Annotated in this window: 21 protein-coding genes and 6 pseudogenes; 20 read left to right on the forward strand and 7 right to left on the reverse strand. The window is 40.2% G+C overall.

Annotated features, from left to right (window positions below; genetic code table 11):
- Positions 1-119 precede the first annotated feature (119 nt).
- The 4 genes and pseudogenes from JCM21531_RS06730 to JCM21531_RS06745 form a co-directional block, all read left to right on the forward strand.
- Positions 120-1,019 carry an amidoligase family protein gene (locus JCM21531_RS06730; RefSeq protein ID WP_038288581.1) on the forward strand — a complete coding sequence of 300 codons (900 nt, stop codon included), beginning with the start codon at positions 120-122 and terminating at the stop codon, positions 1,017-1,019.
- A 61-nt stretch (positions 1,020-1,080) separates the two neighbouring features.
- Positions 1,081-1,548, forward strand: a complete 468-nt coding sequence (locus JCM21531_RS06735) for a gamma-glutamylcyclotransferase family protein (RefSeq protein ID WP_038288525.1) — start codon at positions 1,081-1,083, stop codon at positions 1,546-1,548.
- Positions 1,549-1,551: 3 nt separating this feature from the next.
- Entirely contained in the window at positions 1,552-1,746 is a 195-nt protein-coding gene (locus tag JCM21531_RS06740; protein WP_004464027.1) for a DUF5049 domain-containing protein, read from the forward strand.
- Between the two features lie 54 nt (positions 1,747-1,800).
- Positions 1,801-2,099 (forward strand): annotated as a pseudogene (locus JCM21531_RS06745) (terminase large subunit); the annotation flags it as partial.
- A gap of 147 nt (positions 2,100-2,246) precedes the next feature.
- Here JCM21531_RS06745 and JCM21531_RS06750 read toward each other — a convergent pair.
- The 7 genes and pseudogenes from JCM21531_RS06750 to JCM21531_RS06780 all read right to left on the reverse strand — a co-directional run bounded on the left by JCM21531_RS06750 (position 2,247) and on the right by JCM21531_RS06780 (position 8,750).
- Positions 2,247-3,917, reverse strand: a complete 1,671-nt coding sequence (locus JCM21531_RS06750; RefSeq protein ID WP_038288529.1) for a sensor histidine kinase — start codon at positions 3,915-3,917, stop codon at positions 2,247-2,249.
- Positions 3,914-4,588, reverse strand: coding sequence for a response regulator transcription factor (locus tag JCM21531_RS06755; RefSeq protein WP_027621472.1), 675 nt, complete (start codon positions 4,586-4,588; stop codon positions 3,914-3,916). Before JCM21531_RS06755 ends, JCM21531_RS06750 begins: the two co-directional genes overlap by 4 nt.
- Positions 4,585-5,235, reverse strand: a complete 651-nt coding sequence (phoU, locus tag JCM21531_RS06760) for a phosphate signaling complex protein PhoU (RefSeq protein ID WP_027621471.1) — start codon at positions 5,233-5,235, stop codon at positions 4,585-4,587. Before phoU ends, JCM21531_RS06755 begins: the two co-directional genes overlap by 4 nt.
- Positions 5,225-5,982: pseudogene (gene pstB / locus JCM21531_RS06765) on the reverse strand (phosphate ABC transporter ATP-binding protein PstB). Before pstB ends, phoU begins: the two are co-directional and overlap by 11 nt.
- A gap of 115 nt (positions 5,983-6,097) precedes the next feature.
- Positions 6,098-6,973 (reverse strand): phosphate ABC transporter permease PstA, encoded by an 876-nt coding sequence (gene pstA, locus JCM21531_RS06770; RefSeq protein WP_034837359.1) that lies wholly within the window; start codon positions 6,971-6,973, stop codon positions 6,098-6,100.
- Positions 6,973-7,826: pseudogene (gene pstC / locus JCM21531_RS06775) on the reverse strand (phosphate ABC transporter permease subunit PstC). The gene pstA and the pseudogene pstC overlap by 1 nt, the downstream one beginning before the upstream one ends.
- A 69-nt stretch (positions 7,827-7,895) precedes the next feature.
- Complete coding sequence (locus JCM21531_RS06780; protein ID WP_014254906.1) at positions 7,896-8,750, reverse strand: substrate-binding domain-containing protein; 855 nt, start codon at positions 8,748-8,750, stop codon at positions 7,896-7,898.
- A gap of 54 nt (positions 8,751-8,804) precedes the next feature.
- Here JCM21531_RS06780 and JCM21531_RS24365 point away from each other — a divergent pair, with 54 nt between their 5' ends.
- The 16 genes and pseudogenes from JCM21531_RS24365 to JCM21531_RS06855 all read left to right on the forward strand — a co-directional run bounded on the left by JCM21531_RS24365 (position 8,805) and on the right by JCM21531_RS06855 (position 26,333).
- A complete protein-coding gene (locus JCM21531_RS24365; protein WP_423774229.1) occupies positions 8,805-8,993 on the forward strand; it encodes an SHOCT domain-containing protein in 189 nt (62 codons plus the stop codon).
- 61 nt (positions 8,994-9,054) lie between these two features.
- Positions 9,055-10,623, forward strand: a complete 1,569-nt coding sequence (locus JCM21531_RS06785; protein WP_038288535.1) for a recombinase family protein — start codon at positions 9,055-9,057, stop codon at positions 10,621-10,623.
- Positions 10,587-11,078, forward strand: a complete 492-nt coding sequence (locus tag JCM21531_RS06790) for a recombinase family protein (protein WP_080547382.1) — start codon at positions 10,587-10,589, stop codon at positions 11,076-11,078. Before JCM21531_RS06785 ends, JCM21531_RS06790 begins: the two co-directional genes overlap by 37 nt.
- A pseudogene (locus JCM21531_RS06795) lies at positions 11,041-12,608 on the forward strand (recombinase family protein). Before JCM21531_RS06790 ends, JCM21531_RS06795 begins: the two are co-directional and overlap by 38 nt.
- Before the next feature lie 219 nt (positions 12,609-12,827).
- The gene (locus JCM21531_RS06800) at positions 12,828-13,157 is read left to right on the forward strand and encodes an ArsR/SmtB family transcription factor (protein WP_038288537.1); all 330 of its coding nucleotides are present in this window, start codon (positions 12,828-12,830) and stop codon (positions 13,155-13,157) included.
- A gap of 67 nt (positions 13,158-13,224) precedes the next feature.
- Positions 13,225-14,238 carry a permease gene (locus tag JCM21531_RS06805; protein ID WP_038288539.1) on the forward strand — a complete coding sequence of 338 codons (1,014 nt, stop codon included), beginning with the start codon at positions 13,225-13,227 and terminating at the stop codon, positions 14,236-14,238.
- A gap of 13 nt (positions 14,239-14,251) precedes the next feature.
- Entirely contained in the window at positions 14,252-14,824 is a 573-nt protein-coding gene (locus JCM21531_RS06810) for a DUF2703 domain-containing protein (protein ID WP_094184752.1), read from the forward strand.
- A gap of 97 nt (positions 14,825-14,921) precedes the next feature.
- Complete coding sequence (locus JCM21531_RS06815; protein ID WP_038288542.1) at positions 14,922-15,272, forward strand: thioredoxin family protein; 351 nt, start codon at positions 14,922-14,924, stop codon at positions 15,270-15,272.
- A 30-nt stretch (positions 15,273-15,302) separates the two neighbouring features.
- On the forward strand, positions 15,303-16,355 hold the full coding sequence (gene arsB / locus JCM21531_RS06820) for an ACR3 family arsenite efflux transporter (protein WP_038288584.1): 1,053 nt from the start codon (positions 15,303-15,305) through the stop codon (positions 16,353-16,355).
- Between the two features lie 9 nt (positions 16,356-16,364).
- A pseudogene (locus JCM21531_RS06825) lies at positions 16,365-16,765 on the forward strand (arsenate reductase ArsC).
- Positions 16,766-17,311: 546 nt separating this feature from the next.
- Positions 17,312-18,895: a restriction endonuclease subunit S gene (locus JCM21531_RS06830; RefSeq protein WP_038288544.1), complete on the forward strand. Its 1,584-nt coding sequence runs from the start codon at positions 17,312-17,314 to the stop codon at positions 18,893-18,895.
- Between the two features lie 16 nt (positions 18,896-18,911).
- Entirely contained in the window at positions 18,912-19,403 is a 492-nt protein-coding gene (locus JCM21531_RS06835) for a hypothetical protein (protein ID WP_131464419.1), read from the forward strand.
- Between the two features lie 15 nt (positions 19,404-19,418).
- A pseudogene (locus JCM21531_RS06840) lies at positions 19,419-20,919 on the forward strand (type I restriction-modification system subunit M).
- Complete coding sequence (locus JCM21531_RS06845) at positions 20,909-21,937, forward strand: virulence RhuM family protein (RefSeq protein ID WP_038288550.1); 1,029 nt, start codon at positions 20,909-20,911, stop codon at positions 21,935-21,937. Before JCM21531_RS06840 ends, JCM21531_RS06845 begins: the two are co-directional and overlap by 11 nt.
- Complete coding sequence (locus tag JCM21531_RS06850) at positions 21,934-23,106, forward strand: restriction endonuclease subunit S (protein ID WP_038288552.1); 1,173 nt, start codon at positions 21,934-21,936, stop codon at positions 23,104-23,106. The genes JCM21531_RS06845 and JCM21531_RS06850 overlap by 4 nt, the downstream gene beginning before the upstream one ends.
- Before the next feature lie 29 nt (positions 23,107-23,135).
- A complete protein-coding gene (locus tag JCM21531_RS06855; RefSeq protein ID WP_038288555.1) occupies positions 23,136-26,333 on the forward strand; it encodes a type I restriction endonuclease subunit R in 3,198 nt (1,065 codons plus the stop codon).
- Positions 26,334-26,359: the final 26 nt, after the last annotated feature.

The raw sequence follows: 26,359 nt of genomic DNA on the forward strand, positions 1-26,359 counted from the left end.
AAAATTGTTCAAAATCCAGTGGAAACTCACGCAGAATTGCCTTGCTATCCTGTGTTTTCAATGGCCTAATGTACACTGCCAAAGGGCAAAAAACACAGAGAAAGCGAGGAAAAAGCGCAATGCTTACAACGAGATTTGGAATCGAGGTAGAATTGACGGGGATTACAAGAAAACAAGCGGCAAAAACTGCAGCAGCTTTTCTTGGAGGGAGGGTTGAATCCAGCGGAGATTATTACGATACCCAAAAGGTTATTGCACCGGATGGACGGATATGGAAATTCATGAGCGACGGGAGCATCCGGACTCAGAAAAAGGAAAACGGCAGGATTGTGGCGGCTGGCCGGGAATATAGCGTCGAGTTGGTAAGCCCGATACTGACATACTGCGAAGACATTGAAACCCTGCAGGAATTGATAAGGAGGCTTCGCAAGGCTGGAGGTTTTGCAAACACAAGTTGTGGAATTCATATCCATATAGACGGTGCAGACCACACACCGCGAAGCATCCGTAATTTTATCAACATTATCGCCAGCAAGAATGACCTTTTCTATAAAGCATTGCAGATTGAGCCGGACAGGATGCGGTTTTGTAAAAAGATGGATGCGGCACTGGTTGAGAAGATGAATCGGCGTAAGCCCAAAACCATGGCGGCGATTGAGAGCATCTGGTACGAAGGTTACAGCGAAAGCCGAAGCACCCATTACCATAATAGCAGATACCACTTTTTGAACCTGCACAGCTTTTTTAATGGCAATGGGACAATTGAGCTTCGAGGCTTTAACAGCGAACTTCATGCGGGAAAAATTAGAAGCTACATAGTGCTTGCCCTTGCGTTAAACCATCAGGCGTTAACGCAAAAATGCGCTTCCAGCAAGAAACCACAGGTTGAAAATGAGAAGTTTGCCATGCGGACATATCTCAACCGCATAGGACTTATTGGTGATGAGTTCAAAAACTGCCGGGAGCATCTTTGCAAACACCTTGATGGTAACGCTGCATGGCGGTTTCGGGCAGCATAGATAGACAAGCGCAGGGGTGGATCTCCGCCTCTGCCTTGGTAAATACAAGGAGGATGATACGATGAGCAAAGAAAAAGGAACCATATATTTAGCATACGGAAGCAATCTGAACTTAAGGCAGATGGCATACCGCTGCCCAACGGCAAAAATGCTGGGGAGTGCAAAACTCACAGGATACCGGCTGTTATTCAGAGGAGGGAATGGCGGCGCAGTAGCGACAATAGAAAAACAAAAAGGTGAAAGTGTACCGGTAATGCTTTGGAGAATCATGCCTAATGATGAGAAGGCGCTGGACAGATATGAAGGTTATCCGCATCTATACCGGAAAGAAACGGTTAAGGTACGTTTCAAAGGGCAGTGGGTACCCGCAATGGTGTATATCATGAATGAAGGTAGACCTTTGGGAGCACCGGGTCGTTACTATTACGAGGTGATTCGGCAGGGCTATATAGATGCGGGTTTTGATATTTCGTTTCTCAATAAAGCGGTAAGAGATTCAATTTCAGCGGCAGAGAAGTCAGAGGTGTAGGACATGGGTAACGAGAATCTGATAGCTGATAAGATTTATCGGCAGATTATGGCCATACGGGACAGCGGTGCCTGTAATATGTTTGACTTGCCAAGAGTACAGGAAGAGGCATATAAAATGGGGTTTTATGAATTAGTAGTATTTCTTAATGAACACAAGAAAGAATATGCCGAGTTTATCCTGACAGGCAAACGATAACGGTTATAACGTAACAAGTTTCATAGAAATCCACTAAGGAGAGGAACTTCATCCATGAGGTTCCTTTTTTCTTGCTCAATTTTAGGAAAGGAGGCGGCAAAGCTGCGGAAGTTAAAACGATATAAACCAACCAAGTTTATGGCGGAAGGTTCTCGATATGACAAGGAAGCGGCGGATGCCGCTGTTACTTTTATAAACTGCCTGAAGCATACCAAGGGTGAATGGTATGGAATGCCTTTTGAATTAATTGACTGGCAGGAACAGATTGTCCGGGACATATTCGGAATTTTGAAACCTAATGGATACAGGCAGTTTAACACTGCTATATAGAAATTCCAAAAAAGCAGGGGAAACAGCTTGCCCTAGACACGCCTATCCCCACGCCGGACGGCAGTTCGTAGGACACTCCCGTCAAAACCGTTGAATATTCCTATTACAGACAAACCCACTTCCATATCTGGCTGTGGGAACATATCAATAAAACACTATTCTATTCAGTTTTATTGGTTTCGTCTAAATATAACTGTAATCGTTGTACCCTTTCCAGGCTTGCTCATCAATCGAATCTTTGCATTATGGAATTCGGCACTGTGCTTTACAATAGAAAGGCCCAGACCAGTTCCACCGGTTTCCCTTGAATGGGACTTGTCAATTCTATAAAAGCGTTCAAACACGCGGCTTTGGTGCTCCCTCGGAATGCCAAAGCCATTATCGGCTACGGTTAGTACAACCTGGTCGGAGAAAGTTTTTACATTTACATCAACCTTGCCGTTTTCATAATTGTATTTGATTGCGTTATCACAAAGATTATAGATCATCTCCTCCAGAATTTGTCTAACACCAAAAATGATCGCGTTATCACCGCCGACTGATAGCTTTATCCGTTTCTGCTGTGCAAGGGAAGATAATCTGCCGACTGTTTCTTTTGCCAATTCCAATAAATCAATCTCTTCAAAGGGGAGCTGAACATTTTTTTCATCCAGTCTGGAGATCCGTATCACATCTTCTATCAAGTCTATGAGATGCCTTGCTTCGTTGTATATGCGGTCGGAAAACTCGGAAATGTCTTCAGGTTTTACCATGCCGCTTTTCATAAGCTCTGCGTAACCTAAAATGGAGGTGAGAGGCGTTTTAAGTTCATGCGACACATTAGCGGCAAACTCACGGCGCATTTTTTCGGCGGATTGTTTTTCTGTTACATCCAATATAAACAGAATAACTCCTTTGACAACCACTTCATCCTTAACAGGGCTAGCCAGTAAATTAAAAGAATTTTCACCTATGGCAAATATATCCTCAAATAAATGCCCTCCCATAGCTGTCTCTATTGCCTTTTGAAGAGTTATGCTTCGATCAAGTGTTAATATATGCTTGTTAATTATATCCTGAGTACTGACATTGAATATGTCTGCGGCACTTTTGTTTATGAATAATATCAAGCCTTTGTTGTTTAAAACTATGATTCCCTCTCTAATATTCTCCGTAATTGCATTAAACTCTTCCTTCTGCTCTTTCAGTTTTTTGAACTGACTTTTAATCTGATCATTCTGCTTAGCCATGCGAGTTAGCAATGGAGATAATTCGTCATAGACATCATTGGACAACGGATCCTCCAAATTTAAGTTGTTCAAAGGAAAAATGATTTTTTTCGTCAACAGATTGGCAATGATCATAGTCAGCAAGATAACCATCAATGTAATTAAAGCGACATACGGGAAAAAACCTAAAACAGATTTAAAAACACTATTCGTTGTGGTTGATACTCTCAGTACTGTGCCGTCATTAAGTCGGACAGCCCAATAAAAGGTCTGAGTTCCTAGAGTTTTAGAAAGGTGAACTGCTTCACCAAATCCGTTTTTCAACGCATCGGCAATTTCCGGCCTATTGAGGTGATTTTCCATCTGTTCTGCATCAGTGAAATTATCAAACAAAACAGTACCGTCACTTGCTACCCAAGTGATTCTGCTGGAGTTTTCTTGATCAGCAAAGCGGGAAAAGAACTCTTGTCCGATTAGATTGTAAGCGGATGATATAAAAATGGCTTCATTCCTGATTTCTTGCTGCATCCTGAGATAGAATGCCCGGTACATCACTCCGGTTATAAGAAACGAGGTAAGTAAAATAGTTGTAAGGGCCAATACCAGCATGCTTTTATAAATACTCTTTTTCATGCCTTTCCTCCGATCTTATAGCCAACCCCTCTCACCGTCTCAATAATCGCTCCCGCTTCTCCAAGCTTCTGCCGCAGGGTACGGATATGCACATCCAAAGTACGAGTTTCGCCTTCATATTCATATCCCCATACTTCCTCCAGGAGCTTATCCCTTGTCAGCACAATGCCAGCATTTTCCATCAAATATTTCAGAAGCTCAAATTCTTTGAACGTAAGAGCAACCTCTTTCCCGTCTGCTATAACAACATGCTTGTCAATATACATCGTTAGCTGTCCAACAGATATTTCAGATGAATTACTTACATTTCCTGATCTTCTGAGAACTGCTTTGACACGGGAAAGGAACTCCATAATACCAAAAGGCTTGGTAATATAATCATCTGCTCCACTGTCCAGCCCTAAAACCTTGTCATATTCTGCGCTTTTTGCAGTAAGCATGATTACCGGAATATGCCGTAGTTTCGATGATGCCTTTAGTTTTTTCAATATTTTAATACCATCTTCGCCGGGCAACATGATATCAAGCAATACTAAATCGGGTAGCTTATTTTCCAATTCTTTATAAAATGGCTCAGCTTTGTCAAAACCAATAGCTTCATAACCAATGGATTTCAGTGCATATATGACAAGCTCCCGAATGCTTCTATCGTCCTCTACACAATAGATCATTGTTCTTCCTCCACATGCTTGCCGGTAATGGAAAATACGACCCATTCTGCGATGTTCGTAGCATGATCACCTATTCGTTCGAAGTATTTGGAAATCATTATCAGGTCAATAGCAAATTCGCCATTTTCAGTATCTTCATTAATCAGCCTAATCATATCCGCTTTTACATCATTAAACAGATTGTCTACTACATCATCGTAATCTATTACCGCTTTTGCAAGTTTTAAATTCTGTTGGACATACGCATCAATACTGTCGGTAACCATTTTTATCGTAGCCTTTGCCATGTCTGCTATATGACTTGTGTTATTTGCAGCCTTTATATTTGCAAGCATGATAATTTCTGAAATATCTGCAGCTTGGTCTCCAATTCGCTCCATATCTGTTATCATCTTTAGAGCAGAAGAAATCTGCCGCAAATCCCTGGCAACCGGCTGATACTGGAGAAGCAATTTGAGACAGATGCTTTCAATCTCCTTTTCCTTATGGTCTATGTCCTCATCTGTAGTTATTACTTTTTTGGCAAGTTCTATATCTCCGTTGATAAGCGCTTTTGTTGCACTTGCTATGGCTTCTTCGCACAATGCACCCATCTGTATCATCTGAGTCTTTAAAAGGTCCAGTTGTTCATCAAATTTATTTCTCATTACCCAACCTCCCGGTTATATAGTCCTCTGTGCGTTTATCCTGTGGCATATAGAACAGTTTCTCCGCTCTTGCATATTCTATCACTTCTCCATTTAAAAAAAATGCTACGCTATCTGCAATGCGTACAGCCTGTTGCATATTATGGGTAACTATAATAATAGTATAATCATTCTTCAACTCAACAACAAGGTCTTCGATTTTGGATGTTGAGATAGGATCCAAAGCTGACGTAGGTTCATCCATCAATAAAACTTCCGGCTGTACCGCCAATGCCCTCGCAATACAGAGTCTTTGCTGCTGACCACCAGAGAGTTCCAAAGCACTCTTTTTTAAGCGGCTCTTTAATTCATCCCATATTGCGGCCTGCCGGAGCGACCGTTCCACTATATCGTCCAGTTTAATTTTTGATTTTATGCCATGTGTACGTGGCCCGAATGCCACATTATCATACACACTCATAGGAAAAGGATTGGGCTTTTGGAAAACCATTCCCACCCGTTTTCGCAGTAGGTTGATGTCTATATCACCATAGATGTTCTCGCCGTCAAGCAGAACCTTACCAGTTATCCTGCAACCTTCAACAATGTCATTCATTCGGTTCAGGCATTTTAAAAGCGTAGATTTTCCGCAGCCTGATGGCCCGATAAAGGCTGTAATCTCATTTGCTTTTATATTCAGGTTGATTTTTTTCAGCGCTTGAAATCGCCGTAATATAAATCCAGATTTTCTATATGAATTTTGTCCATATCTTTTCCTTTTTACCTCCGTTTCTTCCGGCAATTAAAGTCTGGTATCCAGCGGCTTGTATATGATATCTGGTCCCTGGTATCAAGAATCGCCTGGTGCCTTTCAAATAGCGCCTTAGACTTTTGACAGTTTCTTTGATATAAACCCTGCGAGGCAGTTAATCAATACCACGATTATAAACAGTATTACAGCAGTTGCATAAGACTGGTCTACATACAACCCTTCGCTGGTAAGTGCGTACATATGAACCGATAATGTTCGGGTAGAATCAAACAGAAAATCGCTGCCCTTTGGTATTTCAGCTACAGTTCCAGCCGTATAGATTAACGCGGCGCTTTCTCCTACAATCCTTCCGATGCCCAGGATGACGCCGGCCAAAATGCCAGGCATTGCAGAGGGTAAAACGATTTTAAATACAGTCCTTAGCTTTCCTGCGCCCAGCCCATAACTGCCTTCCCGATACGAATTAGGAACTGCTTTTAATGCTTCCTCAGTGGTACGCATAATAAGTGGCAGAATCATGATTGACAGTGTGAATGCCCCTGCCAGGAGAGACATTCCCCAACCAAGAGCGGTTACAAAGAACAGCAAGCCAAACAGACCGTAAACGATTGACGGAATCCCTGACAGTGTTTCGGCAGTAATTCTGATTATGCTAACCAACTTGTTGCCTTTTTTTGCATATTCAACCAGATAGATAGCAGAAAAAACTCCTATAGGTGCTGCAATCAGCAGCGAAATGAGCGTCATGATAACCGTATTAATTAAAGCCGGCATCAGTGACACGTTTAAGGTGTTGTATTCCCACTGAAACAATTCAGGCTTGATATTGGGTATTCCCTTGATCATGATATACCCAATCAAAAAGAGCAAAATACCTATCGTAAGAATAGTTGATAGCATTACTAAAAGGGATAGAACCAGCGATATAGGATTTCGCTTATAAGCCTTGAGCTTTTGCATATATGATCGTTTGTTGATGGATTCCATCAGCCAGTCCTCCTTTTAAGCAATGACAGTAACAAATTTATAATAAGAATGAATACAAATAGCACAACACTTGTCGCGATCAGAGCCTCTCTATGTAACTCCGCAGCATAGCCCATTTCATTTATTATATTGGCTGTAAGTGTTCTAACGCCTTTCAACAACCCGGCAGGCATTCTTGCCTGGTTTCCTGCAACCATGATGACTGCATGGTCTCTCCTATGGCTCTGCCTATCCCTAAGACTATAGCAGCCATGATACCGGATTTTGCTGCCGGAAGAATTACAAAAAAGATGCTTCTCTCGTGACTTGCACCGAGAGCCAGCGCACCCTCATAATAACTTTGGGGTATGGCTCTGATTGCTGATTCGCTTATACCTACAATCGTAGGCAGAATCATGATGCCTAAGAGAATGGATGCCGCCAGCATGCTGTTGCCATCACCCCCAAAGGTATCGCGGATAAAGGGTACTATCACTACAAGCCCGAAAAATCCGTATACTATGGAAGGAATACCTGCGAGCAAGTTTATGGCAGGTTTCAAGATGCGGTAAAGCTTTGAGGGACAATAATGGGCCATGAATACAGCTGTTAAAATTCCTATGGGTACTCCGATGACCGCAGCGCCGGCTGTTACATAGATGCTTCCCAGGATCATGGGTAAAATACCAAATGAAGGAGGCGTATTATTCGGTTTCCATGTTGTGCCCATCAGAAAATCAAATATTCCGATCTTAGTCATAGCAGGGATACCATTTATAAATAGAAATAAACAAATAAGCGTGACAGCCAGAATGGATGTGCAGGCTGCTGCAAAAAATATTGCTTTCATTATGCTTTCTTTGTATTTTGTCATAGATACTTAACCCCTTAAAAGCCAGAATGTGCGTCTCATCCAGCAAATGCTCCGCTGGCTTGTTTTATCTTACTTAGCAACCTCATTCCAAGAGGTAATTTCTCCTTTGAAAATACCTTTAATTTGGTCACTTGTCAGATTACTTACCGGGTTTTCCTTGTTTACAATGATAGCAAGACCATCCATGGCTATAACTGTTGGCTTTAACTTCTTCAATTCGCTCTCCTTCAATTCTCTGGATGCCATACCAATATCGCATGTTCCTTCCATAGCTAATTTCATTCCCGTTGTGGAATCACTCGCCTGTATTTCAATTTCTGCATTGGTATTCACTTTCAAATAAGCCTCTTTTAACTTCTCCATGAGCGGTGTTACCGAGGAAGACCCAGCTATTACTATTTTACCGGATGGCTTCGTACTGCTGTAAGGGCCTTTTTCTGATGCAGCAATATAACTATTTTCTTCCACGACCTTTTGTCCGTCACTGCTAAGGATAAAGCTGATGAAATCCTGTGCCAGTTCGCTGATGTCATCCCTTGTTGCAATATTAAAAGGCCTGAAAACCTTGTAAGTATTGTTTTTAATATTTTCAACAGTGGGTTCTATTCCATCAACTTTAACTGCTTTGACAGTATCATTCAAAGAACCCAGGGAGATATACCCTATGGCGTTCTTATTGCCGGCTACTGTGGTCATTACGATGGAAGTACTGTTTACTACGATTGCTTCGTCTGTTGTATTATCTACCTTATTCCCATTTGCATCCTTTTCTTCAATTCCAAAAAGTTCAATAAATGCTCCTCTGGTGCCCGAACCATCTTCCCGGGAAACAACTACAATTTCATTACCACCTCCAGTTGCACAGCCTGTAAAAAAGAGTGCCAGTATGGTTACGGTCAATACAATTCTTTTCATCTTTTTCATAACGTTTTTTCTCCTTTTCCTCCAGTTTATTTACAATTCAAATATTACAGCAGAATAGTAAAATCTAAAGGCAGGTTAAGGTTAAATCTATGTAAAATTCAAAGAGAGGTTGATTACTGGCGGGCATATAAAATCCTGCAAAAGATGCTTAAAGCGGGACTAATTTCAGAGGAAGAATTCGATAAAATCGACAAGTTAAATCTTAAAACTTTTTCGCCGATGTATGCACAGCTTATGGCCTAATTGGCTTGCTATTAGCGGCACACAGAGGTAACATGTCACATACCCAAAGGAGGTGAAAACAGTGAGAAAGGTAACAAGGATTGATGGAAACAATGCTCTCCAAGCTTTCAAACCAAAGGTAAGAGTGGCAGCTTATTGCAGGGTTTCAACCGATAGTGATGAGCAAATGGCAAACCTGGAAGCGCAAAAGGACCATTATGAATCCTATATAAAAGCAAATCCTGATTGGGAATTTGCAGGGATTTACTATGATGAAGGCATTTCAGGTACAAAAAAGGAGAATCGGACTGGACTTTTAAGGCTGCTTGCAGATTGTGAAAACAAGAAAATTGACTTTATTATAACCAAGTCAGTCAGCAGATTTGCCAGAAACACAACCGACTGTATTGAGATGGTGAGAAAACTTACCGATCTCGGTGTTTTCATCTATTTCGAGAAAGAGAATATAAACACGCGGCGCATGGAAGGCGAATTGGTGCTGACAATTTTGAGCAGCCTTGCAGAAAACGAATCATTATCCATTGCAGAAAATAGTAAGTGGTCTATCAGGCGTAGGTTCCAAAACGGAACATACAAAATTTCGTACCCTCCCTATGGTTACGATTATGTGGATGGAAAGCTATTTATCAATAAAGAACAGGCTGAAATCGTAAAGCGGATTTTTTCTGAAGCTTTGGCAGGTAAAGGTACACAGAAAATTGCAGATGGGCTAAATTCGGATAAAATCCCAACAAAGAGAGGTTCATACTGGACAGCGACAACTATCCGCAGCATTTTAAGCAATGAAAAATATACTGGGGATGTCCTTCTGCAAAAAACCTATACAGATGAGAATTTTAAGCGGCATTATAATCATGGGGAAAAAGATCAATACATGATAAAAGATCATCATGAAGCCATTATATCCCATGAGGAATATGAAGCCGCCCAAGAGATATTAAAGCAAAGAGGAAAAGAAAAAGGTGTAATTAAGGGAAGCAGCAAGTATCAAAACCGCTACCCTTTCTCGGGGAAAATCAAATGCGCAGAATGTGGCAGCAGTTTTAAGCGTCGAATTCATGGCAGTGGTAATCATAAGTACATTGCCTGGTGCTGCACAAAGCATATAAAAGACGCTTCGGCTTGTTCAATGAAATTTGTCAGAGAGGATGCGATCCATCAGGCTTTTGTCGTTATGATGAATAAGCTTATTTTCGGTCATAAGTTCATTCTAAGACCATTGCTGCAAAGCTTAAAGAAAACAAATTGCTCAGATAATCTAGCGAAGATTCAAGAATTGGAAGCAAAAATCAAAGAAAATACAGAGCGGGTTCAGGTGATTATGGGACTTATGGCTAGGGGATACCTGGAACCCGCTCTTTTTAATACACAAAAAAATGAGCTGCTCAAAGAAGCAGCCATATTAAAAGAACAAAAAGAAGCCATAAAACGCGCAATCGATGGGAGTCAGACTATCCTTGTTGAGGTTGAGAAGCTTCTTAAATTTGCAACGAAAGCTGAAAAGCAGATGGATGCATTCGATAGCGAAATATTTGAGGATTTTACCCGCGAAATCATTGTGTTTTCACAAGAAGAAATAAGTTTCAAAATGAAATGCGGGTTGAACTTAAGAGAAAGGCTGGTGAAATGATGAGCCATATACCTTTTGGATATACCATTCAGAACGGTAGGGCTGTAATTAATGAAGAGGAAGCAGTTAAGATTGAGAAACTATTTGAGGCTTACCTTTCCGGGCTTTCTTTAACCGAAGCAGCCCAAAAAGCGGGCATTAAGCGCTACCACACATCTATTGCAAGAATGCTGGCAGATAAACGGTATGTTGAGGACAAATTTTATCCGCCAATTATCAGCAAGGACACATTTGAAAAAGCACAACTGGAAAGACGCAGGCGAGCTGAGGCGCTTGGCAGGATTTATGAACATAAAGGAAATGAAAAGAAATGCCTGAATTTTAAGTTTCATGCTTCAATGCCAGATAATCTATACGATGATCCATTTCAGCAGGCAGAGTATGCTTATAGTCTTATTAAGAGCGAGGTGATTTTAGATGACAACCAGGAATGTTACGGTAATTCCTGCCCGTAAGCGAATCGGGAATAGTGCAAAGGCCGAGGAATTGCCAAAGCTTCGGGTAGCAGCTTACTGTCGTGTTTCTACGGACAGCGAGGAGCAGGCAACCAGTTATGAAGCGCAAATTGAGCACTACACAAACTATATCAAAAGCAATCCCGAATGGGAGTTAGCAGGCATATTTGCAGATGAAGGTATTACCGGAACTAACACAAAAAAGCGTGAAGAATTTAACCGGATGATAGAAGAATGCATGCAGGGCAAAATCGATATGATAATTACAAAATCTATCAGCCGGTTTGCAAGAAATACGCTGGACTGCCTAAAGTACATAAGGCAGCTTAAAGAAAAAAATATTCCGGTTTACTTTGAAAAGGAAAATATAAACACATTGGATACCAAAGGGGAAATCCTGTTGACCATTATGGCATCTTTGGCACAGCAAGAAAGCCAATCGTTAAGCCAGAATGTAAAACTGGGGATTCAATACCGATACCAGCAAGGAAAAATCCATATCAATCACAACCGGTTTCTTGGCTATACAAAGGATAAGGATGGCAATTTAGTTATCGTTCCTGAAGAAGCTGAAATTGTTAAGCGCATTTACAGAGAATATCTTGAAGGATCCAGCATGCTGCAGATAGCAAGAGGTCTGGAAGCTGACGGAATTCTGACAGGTGCAGGCAATCACAGATGGCATACTAGTACTATCAATAAGATTTTGAGGAATGAAAAATATATCGGTGATGCGCTGTTGCAGAAAACCTATACGGTAGATTTTTATCGAAGAAAAGGGTACCCAATAATGGTATTGTTCCGCAATACTATGTAGAAAACAGCCATGAGCCTATAATCCCGCGCGAAATATTTATGCAGGTTCAGGAACAGCTTGTCAAAAGAAGATGTGTGCATATAAGTAAGAACGGAAAAAAGAGAAACTATAGCAATAATCATCCTTTATCACAGATGGTTTTCTGCGGCAATTGCCATGAAATATTCCGCAGGGTACATTGGAATAATCGAGGGAAGAAATCAATCGTATGGAGATGTGTTAGCCGGTTAGAAAATACCGGTTTGTTTTGTACCGCTTCCACTATACTTGAAGATACGCTTAAAGAGAAAATTGTAGAAGCCATCAATGTAGCGGTCAGCGGAAAAAACTCTTTTCTGGCCATACTGAAGAAGAATATTGAAACCGTATTAAGCGTGGATTTGGATGAGACTACAGCAGACATTGATAAAAGGCTAGAAGAACTCCAAACCGAGTTAATCCAAAAGGCAAATTCAAAGGAAGCATACGATAATATTGTCAATGAGATTTACCGACTACGTGATCTAAGGCAAGAAACCCTTTCGAGAAACGCTCTCCGCCAAGATAAGCGGGATCGGATTGCTGAGATGACTGATTTCCTTAACACGCAAACCAGTGATATTGCGGAGTTTGATGATAAACTGGTTAGGAAACTAGTTGAAAAGGCAACTGTATATGATGACAGGCTAGTGGTAGAGTTTAAGTCGGGTCTGGAAATAGAAGTGAAACTATAAGGTTGTAATAAAATAGTATTAATGGTTTAAGTCAGGAATCGATAATAATAGAAAATATAAAATGGGTTTGCCGCCGATTAAGGTGCAGTGGTATCTTAGTCGGCGTTTTTATAGTTAACTTACAACAAAATCATATTGACAACTATCGATATGTTCGTTATTATTATATCGAGAACATTCGATAACATTGATGCATATAAATATGTAGGAGGTTATTATATGAAACATTCATATGAAGATTATGTTCCTGCAATTAAGGCTATGTCAGATGAAACGCGATTAAAGATTATTGATATGTTATCGTGCGGAGAAATGTGCGCATGCGAAATATTGGAAAAATTAAGCATTTCCCAATCCACTCTTAGCTATCACATGAAGATATTATCTGAAAGCGGACTTGTAAATGCAGTACGTGATGGTGCCTGGATGAGATATACGCTTAATATGGAAAAAATAGATGAACTTAAAACTTTTTTAGTATGCATAACAAGCGACAAAGAAGATTGTATTTGTAAACTATGCAAAAAATCCAATAATCAATGTTGTTAAAGAGGATTTGGCTTTAATAGAAAATATCCGACTGTTATTGTGAGTTAGAAGGCGAGGTTTTTATTATATGCAAACATTGAAGGCAATCTGGGATTTTTTCCAAAGTCAGTTACTAGGGATGAAATGGCTAAATGATTTAATCAGCAGAGGACTTAATTTATTGGGTTTTGACACGACTAGCCGTTGGATTGGAAGCGTTCAATTTTTTATTTATGATGTTATTAAAATTACCCTACTCTTGTGTTTTTTGATTTTTATAATTAGCTACATCCAAAGTTATTTTCCGCCCGAGCGAAGCAGGAAGATATTAGGACGTTTTCATGGTATCGGAGCCAACTCGGTTGCTGCCCTGCTTGGAACGGTAACACCTTTCTGTTCATGCTCTTCAATACCGCTCTTTATCGGCTTTACATCTGCAGGCCTGCCTTTGGGCGTGACATTTTCGTTCCTGATATCATCACCTATGGTAGATCTCGGCTCGCTTGTTCTGCTTATGAGCATCTTCGGCGCAAAGGTTGCTGTCATATACGTTATTGCCGGTCTGATAATAGCTGTTATCGGCGGTACGCTTATTGAGAAGCTGCACATGGAGAAGCATGTAGAGAGCTTTATATATACTGCAGGTAGCGTAGATATAGAATCCCCCAATTTAACAAGAAAAGACCGGCTTGTTTATGCCAAAGAGCAAATGCTTTCGACATTTAAGAAGGTGTTCCCCTATATCTTGATCGGTGTTGGTATCGGGGCGGTCATTCATAACTGGATTCCTGAAGGATGGGTGTCAACTGCACTAGGAAGCAATAATCCCTTTGGGGTAATATTGGCGACATTAATCGGTGTTCCAATGTATGCGGATATATTCGGTACAATACCCGTTGCAGAAGCGTTATTTGCTAAAGGCGCACAGCTTGGAGTTATCTTGTCTTTTATGATGGCGGTAACCACGCTTTCGCTGCCTTCAATGATTATGTTGCGAAAGGCTATAAAGCCCAAACTGCTGGCTCTGTTTATTGCTATCTGTACAATTGGAATCATAATTATCGGTTATTTGTTCAATGCTTTTCAGGCACTGATAGTTTAGGAGGTAATAAAACATGGAAAACACTTACCGGACTCTGCCAAACGGAGAACTATTAGTAGAGGAATCCTGTTGCTCTCGCGAGTTCGAAACGGCATCCGCAAAGAAGATTATTGTTGAGTATCTCTATCTAGATCGCGAAACATGTGACCGTTGTGTTGGAACAGACAATGCACTTGATGAGGTTATGAAGGTACTTATCCCCACTCTGAGTATTGCTGGATTTGAAGTAGAGTATAACAAAATTGAGATGAAAACAGCAGAAATTGCAGAGCAGTACAAGTTTATTTCCTCACCTACAATTCGTGTAAACGGTCATGATATTTGCAAATCAATTGTAGAGAATAACTGCGGTTGCTGTAGTGACATTAGTGGAACCGATGTAAACTGTCGGGTGTTCGAGTATGATGGAGAACTCTATGAGGTGCCTCCGAAAGAAATGCTTGCTAAAGCCATCCTAAACGCAGTATTTGAGCAGGCTGAGATCAGTTATTCATGCGAAGAGTATGAATTACCTAAAAACCTAAAAGAATTTTATGAAGGAAAGAAAAACAAATCGAGCTGTTCTTGTGAGGATAAATGTTGCTGATGGATAAGACAGAAAACTATGATGATCTGATACTCATTCATTGAGTTTTTTTTACGTATCGTAGAAAGTTAAAAAATATAAAAAGGAGAGATTCATTATGGCGTTATTTGGAAAGAAAAATAAAAAAGAAGTAACTTCATGTTGCTGTGGTGGAAATTGTGATGTGGAAAGCATGGTAAAGGCAGAAGTCGCTAAATCCCAAGGTGCAGGAGTGAAGATACTAGGAAGCGGATGCGCCAAGTGTAACCAACTTGAGGAGGCAACAAAAGCAGCTTTGGAACAGTTGGGAATGGATACTACCATTGAACATATAACTGATTTTGCCCGGATTGCATCCTACGGCGTAATGACAACCCCTGCTCTTGTCATCGACGGTAAAGTGGTTTCATACGGCAAGGTGCTGAAAACTGAGGAGGTTGTTAAAATCCTGCAGAAGGTCAGGGGATAACAAAACGTGGCAATAGAGAGGGAAGATATCATGGGGAAAAATGACAGTGCAAAAATTGGATTTTTTGAAAAATATCTGACAATATGGGTTGTACTTTGTATGGTTATTGGAGTTTTAATCGGTATGTACTTACCAGGAATTCCAGATTTCCTCGGACGTTTCGAGTATGCAAATGTATCAATCCCTATTGCCATACTCATTTGGCTCATGATTTATCCGATGATGCTCAAAGTTGACTTCCAGAGTATCAAAAACGTTGGTAAAAATCCGAAAGGATTATTTGTTACATGGGTAACCAACTGGATGATAAAGCCTTTTACCATGTTCGGCATTGCATGGCTGTTTTTCTTTGTAATTTTTAGATCTTTAATCCCGGCAGAATTGGCACAAGACTATCTCGCGGGAGCAATACTTCTTGGAGCGGCACCGTGTACTGCGATGGTATTTGTATGGAGCTATTTGACCAAAGGCAACCCAGCTTATACCGTGGTGCAAGTGGCAACAAACGATCTTATAATTCTCATAGCATTCACGCCTATAGTTGCGTTTCTTCTAGGTGTGGGCGGTGTAACCATACCATGGGATACCCTTATTCTATCTGTAATATTGTTTGTTGTTATCCCATTGGCTGGTGGTATAATTACCCGTAATTACATCACAAAAAAGCGAGGGCTCGATTACTTTGAAAAGAGTTTTATACCGAAGTTTGGGAATATCACTACCATAGGTTTATTGCTAACATTAATAATAATCTTTTCATTCCAGGGCGATGTAATTCTGAATAATCCTCTGCACATTGTTTTAATAGCTATACCATTGATTATTCAGACTTTTCTAATCTTTTTCATTGCATATCTGGCAAGCAAGGCTATAAAGCTTCCACATGAAATAGCAGCACCTGCCGCTATGATTGGTGCCTCTAACTTTTTTGAACTGGCAGTTGCCGTTGCGATTTCTTTGTTTGGCACAGAAAGCCCGGCTGCACTTGCTACCATTGTAGGGGTGCTTACTGAAGTGCCGGTTATGTTGATACTTGTAAAGATAGCGAATAATACAAGGCACTGGTTTCCAGAAAGAAAGTAGGTATGGTCGATGAGTAATAAACCTAAAGTCGCATTTATTTGTATTCATAATTCATGCCGTAGCCAAATAGCTGAGGCGCTTGGCAAGTATTTTGCGGGAGATATATTTGAAAGCTACTCTGCCGGCACAGAAGCAAAACACAAAATCAATCAAGACGCTGTGCGCTTAATGAAAGAGCTTTATAATATAGACATGGAGAAAACCCAGTATTCAAAGCACATTGATGAAATCCCTCCGGTAGATATAGTCATTACAATGGGATGCAATGTGGAATGCCCTTACCTTCCATGTAAACATAGGGAAGATTGGGGACTGGATGATCCAACAGGTAAGAGTGATGAGGAATTTAAAAAAGTATCTCAACGATAGAGACAAAGATAAGAGAGCTAAAAGACAGACTAAAGTCATAATAATTATAACGTCAACTACAAATATAGTGGTTGGCGTTATAATTATTATGTCGATATGTTACCATGAACATTGGTTTTCAGAAAAAATGCAAAAAACTCATTGACATGTTCCCGTAAACGAAAGGTGCAAAAAATCAGCCAAGACATCAATCCAAGAAGCTCATTCCACGTAGAGTGCGTAGTATTGATGTCGCGGCTGTAAGCCTTTATTTTACTAGGTTTCCGGAAGTACATCCAAGTTGTCTACTCAACCTAAAGGTCCAAAATACGTACATGGGAACATATCGAGGGGGTATTTTTTGAGTGAAATTTAACTCAAAATAGATAGGGTTGAGTTGACAGAATAGATAACGAGTATTTTTCATAGGGTTGAGGAGACAGGATGGATGTAAAGTATATAAATATTTTTTCTCTTGTCTAGCATGTTTTATATGTTTTTAAAGCTTCAAATTACCAATATTAAATTTTAGTATTGACATATTAAAATTTATTGATACACTACTATTAGTGGAAGGTTTTCACATATTGATAGAAAGGAGGAAAAACGTGAATACATCAATAGATTACTTTATTAATTTGTTTACCATTCGCGGTATAACCTCCAGAGAGCAATTATTAAACGAAATGCTGCGTGTTAAACTTACAGCGAAAGCAATGAAATCTCAGAAAAAATCCAATCAGGATGAAGAGCAGCTTTTTGAATTAATGAAGCAGTCTACAGAAAATACAATACTGGGATACTTTCCGGGAGACAGGGATTTTTTCTCTACTGTTTATAAAGTTGCTCATAATATAGATCTTATTGAGTTCACTCTTAAACTTTATCAAAATGACCGCTTTGGCCAGGTATTCTCTCCTGCCTATTTGACGGAATATATTTGTAGCATGGCAGAGGAAGTAAATGCTCGGACGATTCTTATTACCGAAGCAGAGAAAAGCCTTTCAGGTCTTAAAAACTTTGTGGATAAACATAAGTCAAGCAACATAGTATTTACCACCTCAAATGCACTAATGTTTATGTTGCTTAAGATGGGATTTGAAGAATACAAGAATGTCAGCATACTTAATCAATCTATATACCAGGAGCTTCTCATTGACACATGTTTTGACTTTATTTATTCCCTGCCTGATTTTGGTGGGAAAATTGAATCTTTAAACAACAATTTCATGTCTTCAAGACCAGATATTATTGCAACACAAAATTTACTTAGACAATTATCGGAAAAAGGTACACTCGTGACTGTGCTACCAGCAAAGATAACATTTTCAAGTGGTTCAGAAGCTAAGCTGCGCGAGCATATTATGACCAATTATCAATTGGAGGGCATTTACAGTCTTCCTGAAGGTACTTTCAGACCATATACCAGTATAAAGACCTGTATGCTCAGAATAGGTGTTGCGAAAAAAGAAATTGTGACTGTAGGTTATTTAGGTTATGATAACGGTCTGTATATCGATAAAGTGAAAGTGGTGGGAGGCAAAGAATTTTCAAGTCATGAGGATTGGCGTATTGAACTCATACTGGAAGATGATGACGAGAATATCAAAAAGTATAAGTCATCAAAACTTGAAAGAGTAAAACTACATGAAGTCGCTGAGGTTTTCAGGGGGAAATCAATCTTAAAAAAAGATGTGAAGCCCGGGGATATTAAGGTACTGAACATTTCAAACATTACCGATACCGGCATTGATTATTCCGATATGGACAGTATTGAAGAAGAAGAGCGAAAAATCAAACGCTATGAATTGATGGACGGAGATATAGTCCTATCTTGCAGGGGGACAGCTATTAAAACAGGTGTATTTCGCAAACAGAAAGGTATTGTTATTGCTTCAGCTAATGTTATTGTTATAAGACCAAATCATAGAATTTTAAGTGATTATCTCAGGATATTCTTTGAAAGTCCAGTGGGAATAGCGCTCATAAAAAGCTTTCAACGGGGGACAACCGTTGTAAATATAAATCATATGGACATCGCTGAAATGGAAATACCGCTTCTTAGCATGGAAGAGCAAAAAGAGTTAGTAACCCATTATGAAAAGGAAAGTTCACTGTATAGGGAGACTGTTAGTAGAGCGGAAGAGCGTTTCACCGCTGAAAAGCAAAAAATATATGAAAAATTATTATAAGAAAGGAGTAGAAGCTATGGCAATCAAAGAATTCGAGTTTATGCATGGTGGAGTTATAACAAGATTGCTAAGAAAAGACATTCCTTTGCAGATGACATTGGTAGAGACAAGTTCGAACGACAGCAAAGCCGTTTATAAAATTTTATCGCAGAACAATAGGGAGTTGACATTATACATAAAATATCGATCCCGCCCAGAACCGAGAAAAAAAGAAGGCAATACATGGTTTTTTAATTTTACACAAAAAAATCTTAATGAATTAAGCTTGTATAAAGATGGTAACTTTATGATCGCACTAGTATGTGGCAATGATGATAAATTAAATGACAGCGAAGTATGTCTGTTAGATAAACAGCAGGTCATAAGCTGTATTAACATAGATTCTGAGAGTAACCAAACTATAACTGTTAAACTTATGGGCAATAAAAGCTTTAGGGCTTATGGTACTATGACAACAGGAGATCCCTTAATCATACCAAGAAACAGGATAAACACAATTTCGATATAAAACGGAGGATCAAATATGTCTACTGTGAACTTAGGTTTTGAGAATAATCTATGGGAAATGGCCGATAAACTACGCGGCAACATAGAAGCTTCGGAGTATAAGCATGTAGTATTGGGACTCATTTTCCTTAAATACATCTCCGATGCTTTTGAAGAGAGATATAATGAGCTGGTTGCAGAAGGAGAAGGCTTTGAGGAAGATATAGATGCTTATACTGAGGTGAATGTTTTTACGTACCGAAAGAGGCCCGTTGGGATTATATAAAAGCAAATGCAAAACAGCCAACGATTGGACAGATTATTGATGAAGCCATGATAGCCATTGAGAAGGAAAACGCCTCTCTTAAAGGAGTGCTTCCTAAAAACTATGCCCGCCCGGAGATAGACAAAACCAAGCTCGGCGAGCTTATTGACCTGTTTTCCTTTAAAGTTGGCGATAAAGAAGCAAGGGCACAGGATGTTCTTGGCAGGGTTTATGAATATTTCCTTGGTAAGTTCGGTTCTTCGGAAGGTGAATTCTATACTCCGCCTCAATTGTAAAATTGCTTGTTGAAATGATAGAGCCATATAAAGGCAGGGTGTATGACCCCTGTTGCGGATCCGGCGGCATGTTTGTGCAGAGCCAGAGATTTGTAGAAGAGCATAGCGGAAGAAAAGATGATATCCACATATTTGGTCAGGAATATACCGCTACCACATGGCGTCTATGCAAGATGAACCTTGCTATCAGGGGTATTGACGGAAATCTAGGTGAACGGGATGCCGATACTTTTTCCAACGATCTTCACAAGACACTTAAGGCAGACTATATACTTGCAAATCCACCTTTTAACATCAAAGACTGGGGGGCTAACAGGCTTGTTGATGACGTTCGCTGGAAGTATGGTATGCCACCGGCAGGAAATGCTAACTATGCCTGGATACAGCATATTATATCCAAGCTTTCACCAAATGGTGTGGCAGGCTTTGTTATGGCGAATGGTGCCATGTCAACCAATACAACCAGTGAAGCTGAAATAAGAAAGAATATTATCGAGGACAAGCTGGTAGACTGTATAATCACTCTGCCACCAAATCTTTTTTATAATGTCACAATACCTGCTTGCCTGTGGTTCCTTACACGGAATAAAAAATCTGATGGCCGGGATCGCAGCAACGAAATCCTTTTTATTGATGCCCGTAAGATGGGGACAATGATTGACCGCAAGCACAGGGAACTTGACTATGAAACCGAGATAAAGTATATTGCCGATACTTATCATAAGTGGAAAAAAGGTGAAGGATACGAGGACATTAAGGGATTTTGCAAATCGGCTACCCTGGATGACGTGCGCTCCCATGAATATATTCTCACTCCCGGCAGGTATGTGGGTATTGAAGATAAGGCTGATGACGGGGAGCCTTTTGATGAAAAAATGACCAGGCTTACCGGTGAACTTGCAGAGATGTTTGCAAAGCGCAAGTCTTTGGAAGACGAAATCCGCAAAAGACTGGGGGCAATCGGTTATGACTTTTAACAATAATACTGAATTTTTAATGTACCAGACTGAAGATGGGAAAACGAAAATTGAAGTAAGAATGGAGGACGAAACAGTTTGGCTTTCATTGAATCAGATGTCCGAGCTGTTTCAGCGAGATAAGTCTGTTATTTCACGTCACATCAAGAATATTTTTTCTGAAGGTGAGTTGGACGAAAAATCAGTTGTTGCAAATTTTGCAACAACTGCTGCAGACGGAAAAACCTATAATGTGGATTATTATAACCTGGATGTCATAATCTCCGTAGGCTACCGTGTCAAGTCCCACAGAGGTACACAGTTCAGAATTTGGGCTACCCAAAGATTAAAAGAATACATAATAAAAGGTTTTACGATGAATGATGATCTGCTGAAAAGAGCAGGCGGCGGTAATTATTTTGAGGAATTATTGGAGCGTATCCGGGATATCCGCTCCAGTGAGAAAGTATTTTATCGGAAGATTTTAGACATCTATGCAACCAGTATTGACTATTCACCCGATGCGGCAATCTCACAGCAGTTTTTTCAAACGGTTCAGAATAAAATGCACTGGGCTGCCCATGGGCATACAGCAGCAGAAATAGTCTATCTGAGAGCAGATGGCAACAAGCCTTTTATGGGAATGACCAATTTTACAGGTTCAAAGCCAACTAAATCGGAAGCATTGATTGCCAAAAACTATCTTACAGAAGATGAACTGGCAATCCTTAATCGCATTGTCAATGCTTATATCGAATTTGCCGAGCTTCAGGCAATACGCAGAAAACCAATGTACATGGTTGACTGGGTAAAAAAACTGGATGAGTTTCTCAAAATGAGTGACAATGAGATTCTAACTCATGCAGGAAGAATCAGTCATCAGCAAGCTACTCAAAAGGCAATAGAAGAATATGAGAAGTATAAGGAACGGACCAAAAACGAGCTTTCAGCGGTGGAAAAGCACTTTTTGGAGAGCATAGACAAGACGGCAAAAATGCTGACAGGGAAGAAAAAGAGCAGCGGAGGTGATGGGAAGTGAGTGTAAGTGAGTGGAGAGAAGTAAGACTTGGGGATTTAGTGACATTTCAAAGAGGTCATGATTTGCCTAAAGCGGAAATGAAGGAAGGTCCATATCCAGTTGTCGGATCTAATGGTATAATTGGCTATCATTCGAAGTATACAACAGAGGCTCCATGTATAACAATTGGAAGAAGTGGTAATGTAGGTAATCCGTTTCTGTCAAAGTGCAAAACTTGGGCACACAATACAACGCTTTATATTAAAGAATTTAAGAATACTGATCCTATTTATATTTACTATTTACTGAAAACATTAGACTTGGGATATTATGCTGTGGGTAGTGCAGTTCCAACTCTAAATAGAAATCATATACATCCTATTTTGATTAGTGTGCCAGAAAGTATTGAAGAGCAACGCTCCATTGCTGCCACATTATCTGCTCTTGACGACATGATCGAGCTCAACAATCAAATCAACAAAACCCTTGAAGAAATGGCACAGGCAATTTTCAAGTCCTGGTTTGTGGATTTTGAGCCGTTTAAAGATGGAGAGTTTGAAGAAAGCGAACTTGGGTTGATACCGAAAGGGTGGAGAGTAGGGAAACTAAGTGATGTAGGTGAAATCATTGGTGGTGGTACTCCGTCAAAATCCAAACCTGAATACTACTCAGAAATAGGAATTCCTTGGATAACACCAAAAGACTTATCAATAAATAAAAATAAGTATATCAGTAGAGGGGAAATTGATATTTCAGAGTTAGGCTTAAGAGAAAGTAATGCCAGACTTATGCCTAAAGGTACAGTGTTATTTAGTTCAAGAGCACCCATAGGGTATATTGCGATAGCAAAAAACGCAGTAACAACTAATCAAGGGTTTAAATCCGTTGTTCCTTTTGAGAATATTAGCTCAGAATATATATATTTGCTGTTAAAAAATAGTATTAACGAAATTGAAAGCCGTGCTACTGGTTCAACTTTCAAAGAAATATCGGGGGGAGAGATGAAGAAAGTCCCGATTATTTTACCACCAAAAGAAATTATACGTAAATTCAATGAAATAGCTACTACACTTGGTAAAACACAAGCATCGCTTGAAGACGAGAATAACATCCTAATGTCAATCCGTGACACTCTTCTTCCCAAACTAATGAGCGGTGAAATAAGAGTGCCAGTGGAAGAGGTTGTATGAGTTGGATGCGATAGAAAGGGGGAAACCTTATGCCAAGCCATAATATATATGAGGATGAATTGGAACAGGCTGCATTGGAATGGTTTGAAGAACTTGGCTATGAAACCATTTTTGCGCCTGATATCTCGCCTGGTGGGGATTATCCTGAACGTTCTGATTATTCAGATGTTATTCTGGAAGAACGTCTTAAAGATGCTTTAAAGCGCATAAATCCTGATTTACCGCAGGAAGCTCTTGATGACGCTCTGCATCAAATACTTGTACCTCTTAATCCTGCTCTGATAGACAATAATCATCTTTTTCAGAAGATGGTCACTGATGGAGTGAATGCTACCTTCAGAGCTAATGATGGCAGGATAGTAAGTAAACAGGTCAGGATTTTTGATTTTGAGAAAGCAGAGAACAATGATTTTTTAGCTGTTAACCAGTTTACTGTGATTGAAAACAGAGTTGAAAAGCGTCCTGATGTGGTGGTGTTTGTAAATGGTATCCCCCTTGTAGTTATCGAACTGAAAAATTTGGCCAATGAGGATGTAGAAATATCCGATGCATATAATCAGATCCAGAATTATATAAGCACCATTCCATCTTTATTTACTTATAATGCTTTTGCAGTTATATCCGATGGAGTAAATGCAAGAGCAGGCACAATTACTGCTGATGAAGACCGCTTCATGATGTGGCGAACAATTGATGGGGACGAAATAGCACCTTTAAGCCGCCCGCAGCTTGAAGTCCTGATCAAAGGTATGTTTGAAAAGGAACACCTACTTGATATCATTAAGAACTTTATATTGTTCCAGACTGACGGGAAGGACACATATAAAATTCTTGCAGGTTATCATCAATATCATGCAGTTAACAAGGCGGTTGAAAGCACAATAAGAGCTGCCATCACTGAAGGGGATCGTAAAATCGGTGTTGTTTGGCATACCCAGGGAAGCGGTAAAAGCCTTTCAATGGTCTTCTATGTTGGAAAGCTTGTTTTGTCAAAAGAACTTAACAACCCTACTATAGTAGTGATTACCGACCGTAACGACCTTGACGACCAGCTGTTTTCCACCTTTGCCAAGTCAAAAGATTTGCTACGCCAGGAACCGGTTCAGGCTCAGGACAGGGCGGATCTTCGAAGGCTCCTGACAAGGGAATCGGGAGGCATTATCTTTACAACCATACACAAATTTGCTCCTGAAGAAAAAGGAGACAGTGTGCCTGTTTTAACAGATCGGGAAAATGTAATAGTTATTGCTGATGAAGCGCATCGAAGCCAATACGGATTCAGAGCAGAAATTGTGAAGGGGGGCACTGAAGCAGATGTAAAATACGGTTATGCAAAATATATGCGCGATGCCCTTCCAAATGCGTCTTTCATTGGTTTTACCGGTACACCCATATCTCTTGCTGACAAGGATACCAGAGCGGTATTTGGCGATTACATAGATATTTACGATATGACCAGGGCAGTAGAGGATGGAACAACGGTACGCATATTCTATGAAAGCAGGATAGCGAAGTTGGAACTGCCCGATGAGCTTAAGCCTGTTATTGATGATGAATACGAAGAAATCACTGAGTACCAGGAATATACCCAAAAGGAAAAGCTTAAAACCAAATGGTCAAGACTTGAAGCCATCGTTGGTGCTGAACAGAGGGTAAAAGCTATTGCCAAAGACATTGTGGAGCACTTTGAAAAGCGCCTTGCTGCTCAGGAAACTGAAGTGGGCAAGGGTATGATCGTGGTTATGTCACGTAGAATTGCAATTGACTTATATAAAGCCATTGTTGAACTGCGTCCTGAATGGCACTCAGACGACATTGACAAAGGTGTTATCAAGGTAGTCATGACCGGTAGTTCTTCTGATCCAAAGGAATGGCAGCCTTTCATCGGTACAAAAGCTACCAGGGAGCGTATTGCCAAACGAATGAAGGACAACAAGGATGAATTGAAGCTGGTCATTGTGCGTGACATGTGGCTGACCGGTTTTGATGTGCCCAGCATGCACACCATGTATATCGATAAGCCCATGCAGGGACACAATCTTATGCAGGCTATTGCCCGTGTTAACCGTGTATTCAGAGAGAAGCAGGGCGGATTGATTGTAGACTATATCGGCATTGCCGAAAATCTTAAGAATGCACTTAATGATTATACCGAAAGCGACAGAGAAAAGACTGGTGTTGACACTGAAGTGGCAGCGGCAGTCCTTGTTGAAAAGTATGAACTAATTAAGGAATTACTTCATGGTCATGATTATCAGAAATTCTTTACCGGCTCTGCTTCTGAAAGAATGTCTGCCATTGTTGAAACAATCGACTACATCATCGGATTGCGCGAGGAGCGCAAAAACGATTATCTTAAGCTGGTCAGTGAGCTGTCAAGAGCTTACTCCCTTTGCGCGACTACTGATATTGCTGAGAAACTAAATCTTGAGGTAGGTTTCCATAAAGCAGTAAAATCCGGTATTATCAAGCTTATACCTGAAAATTCCAAGAAGAAAACTGCTGCGGAAATTGAAGCACAACTTAACCAACTTGTTTCCAAATCAATATCCAGCAATGAGGTTATCGATGTCTTGGATGCCGTTGGGTTAAACAAGCCGAATATTGCCATACTCTCAGATGAGTTCCTGGAAGAAGTGCGTAATATGAAACAGCGTAACCTTGCTGTCGAACTTCTTAACAGATTACTTAAGGGCAAAATTAAGACATTCTCAAAACGGAACCTCGTTCAGTCCAGAAAATTCTCAGAGCTTTTGGAGAATGCCATCAGAAAGTATCAGAATCGCACAATAGAAACCACTCAAGTTATTCTGGAGCTTATACAGCTTGCAAAGGAAATTAATGAGGCCCATAAACGTGGAGAAAACACAGGCCTTACTGAAGATGAGCTGGCATTTTATGATGCCCTCGCTGAAAATGAATCTGCAAAAGAGGTTATGGGTGACGATATCCTCAAACAAATAGCTAGGGACTTGACCGAAGCAATACGTAAGAACTTAAGCATTGACTGGTCTATACGTGCCAGTGTGCAAGCCAAGATGAAAATGATTATAAAGAGGCTGCTTAAGCGCTATGGTTATCCTCCGGATAAAACACCAAAGGCTGTAGAAATAGTAATGGAACAGGCCAAGCTTATGTGTCAAAACGAGAGTTCCGGGGTTAGGTATCAGTACCAGCTTGAAAAAGAAGATCTGCCAAAAGTAGCGGAGGATAGTTTTGACATATAGTAATAATTATAGTTTTATGGTGAATA

Source organism: Acetivibrio straminisolvens JCM 21531, assembly GCF_000521465.1.
Lineage (GTDB): Bacteria > Bacillota > Clostridia > Acetivibrionales > Acetivibrionaceae > Hungateiclostridium > Hungateiclostridium straminisolvens.

Coding starts and splice junctions, on each gene's coding strand:
- JCM21531_RS06810 (WP_094184752.1), top strand. CDS start 14,252: ATGGAAAACACTTACCGGACTCTGCCAAACGGAGAACTATTAGTAGAG.
- JCM21531_RS06730 (WP_038288581.1), top strand. CDS start 120: ATGCTTACAACGAGATTTGGAATCGAGGTAGAATTGACGGGGATTACA.
- JCM21531_RS06755 (WP_027621472.1), bottom strand. CDS start 4,588: ATGATCTATTGTGTAGAGGACGATAGAAGCATTCGGGAGCTTGTCATA.
- JCM21531_RS06750 (WP_038288529.1), bottom strand. CDS start 3,917: ATGAAAAAGAGTATTTATAAAAGCATGCTGGTATTGGCCCTTACAACT.
- JCM21531_RS06800 (WP_038288537.1), top strand. CDS start 12,828: ATGAAACATTCATATGAAGATTATGTTCCTGCAATTAAGGCTATGTCA.
- JCM21531_RS06845 (WP_038288550.1), top strand. CDS start 20,909: ATGACTTTTAACAATAATACTGAATTTTTAATGTACCAGACTGAAGAT.
- JCM21531_RS06790 (WP_080547382.1), top strand. CDS start 10,587: ATGCGGGTTGAACTTAAGAGAAAGGCTGGTGAAATGATGAGCCATATA.
- JCM21531_RS06805 (WP_038288539.1), top strand. CDS start 13,225: ATGCAAACATTGAAGGCAATCTGGGATTTTTTCCAAAGTCAGTTACTA.
- JCM21531_RS06855 (WP_038288555.1), top strand. CDS start 23,136: ATGCCAAGCCATAATATATATGAGGATGAATTGGAACAGGCTGCATTG.
- JCM21531_RS06735 (WP_038288525.1), top strand. CDS start 1,081: ATGAGCAAAGAAAAAGGAACCATATATTTAGCATACGGAAGCAATCTG.
- pstA (WP_034837359.1), bottom strand. CDS start 6,973: ATGGAATCCATCAACAAACGATCATATATGCAAAAGCTCAAGGCTTAT.
- JCM21531_RS06815 (WP_038288542.1), top strand. CDS start 14,922: ATGGCGTTATTTGGAAAGAAAAATAAAAAAGAAGTAACTTCATGTTGC.
- arsB (WP_038288584.1), top strand. CDS start 15,303: ATGGGGAAAAATGACAGTGCAAAAATTGGATTTTTTGAAAAATATCTG.
- JCM21531_RS06780 (WP_014254906.1), bottom strand. CDS start 8,750: ATGAAAAAGATGAAAAGAATTGTATTGACCGTAACCATACTGGCACTC.
- JCM21531_RS06740 (WP_004464027.1), top strand. CDS start 1,552: ATGGGTAACGAGAATCTGATAGCTGATAAGATTTATCGGCAGATTATG.
- JCM21531_RS06835 (WP_131464419.1), top strand. CDS start 18,912: ATGGCAATCAAAGAATTCGAGTTTATGCATGGTGGAGTTATAACAAGA.
- phoU (WP_027621471.1), bottom strand. CDS start 5,235: ATGAGAAATAAATTTGATGAACAACTGGACCTTTTAAAGACTCAGATG.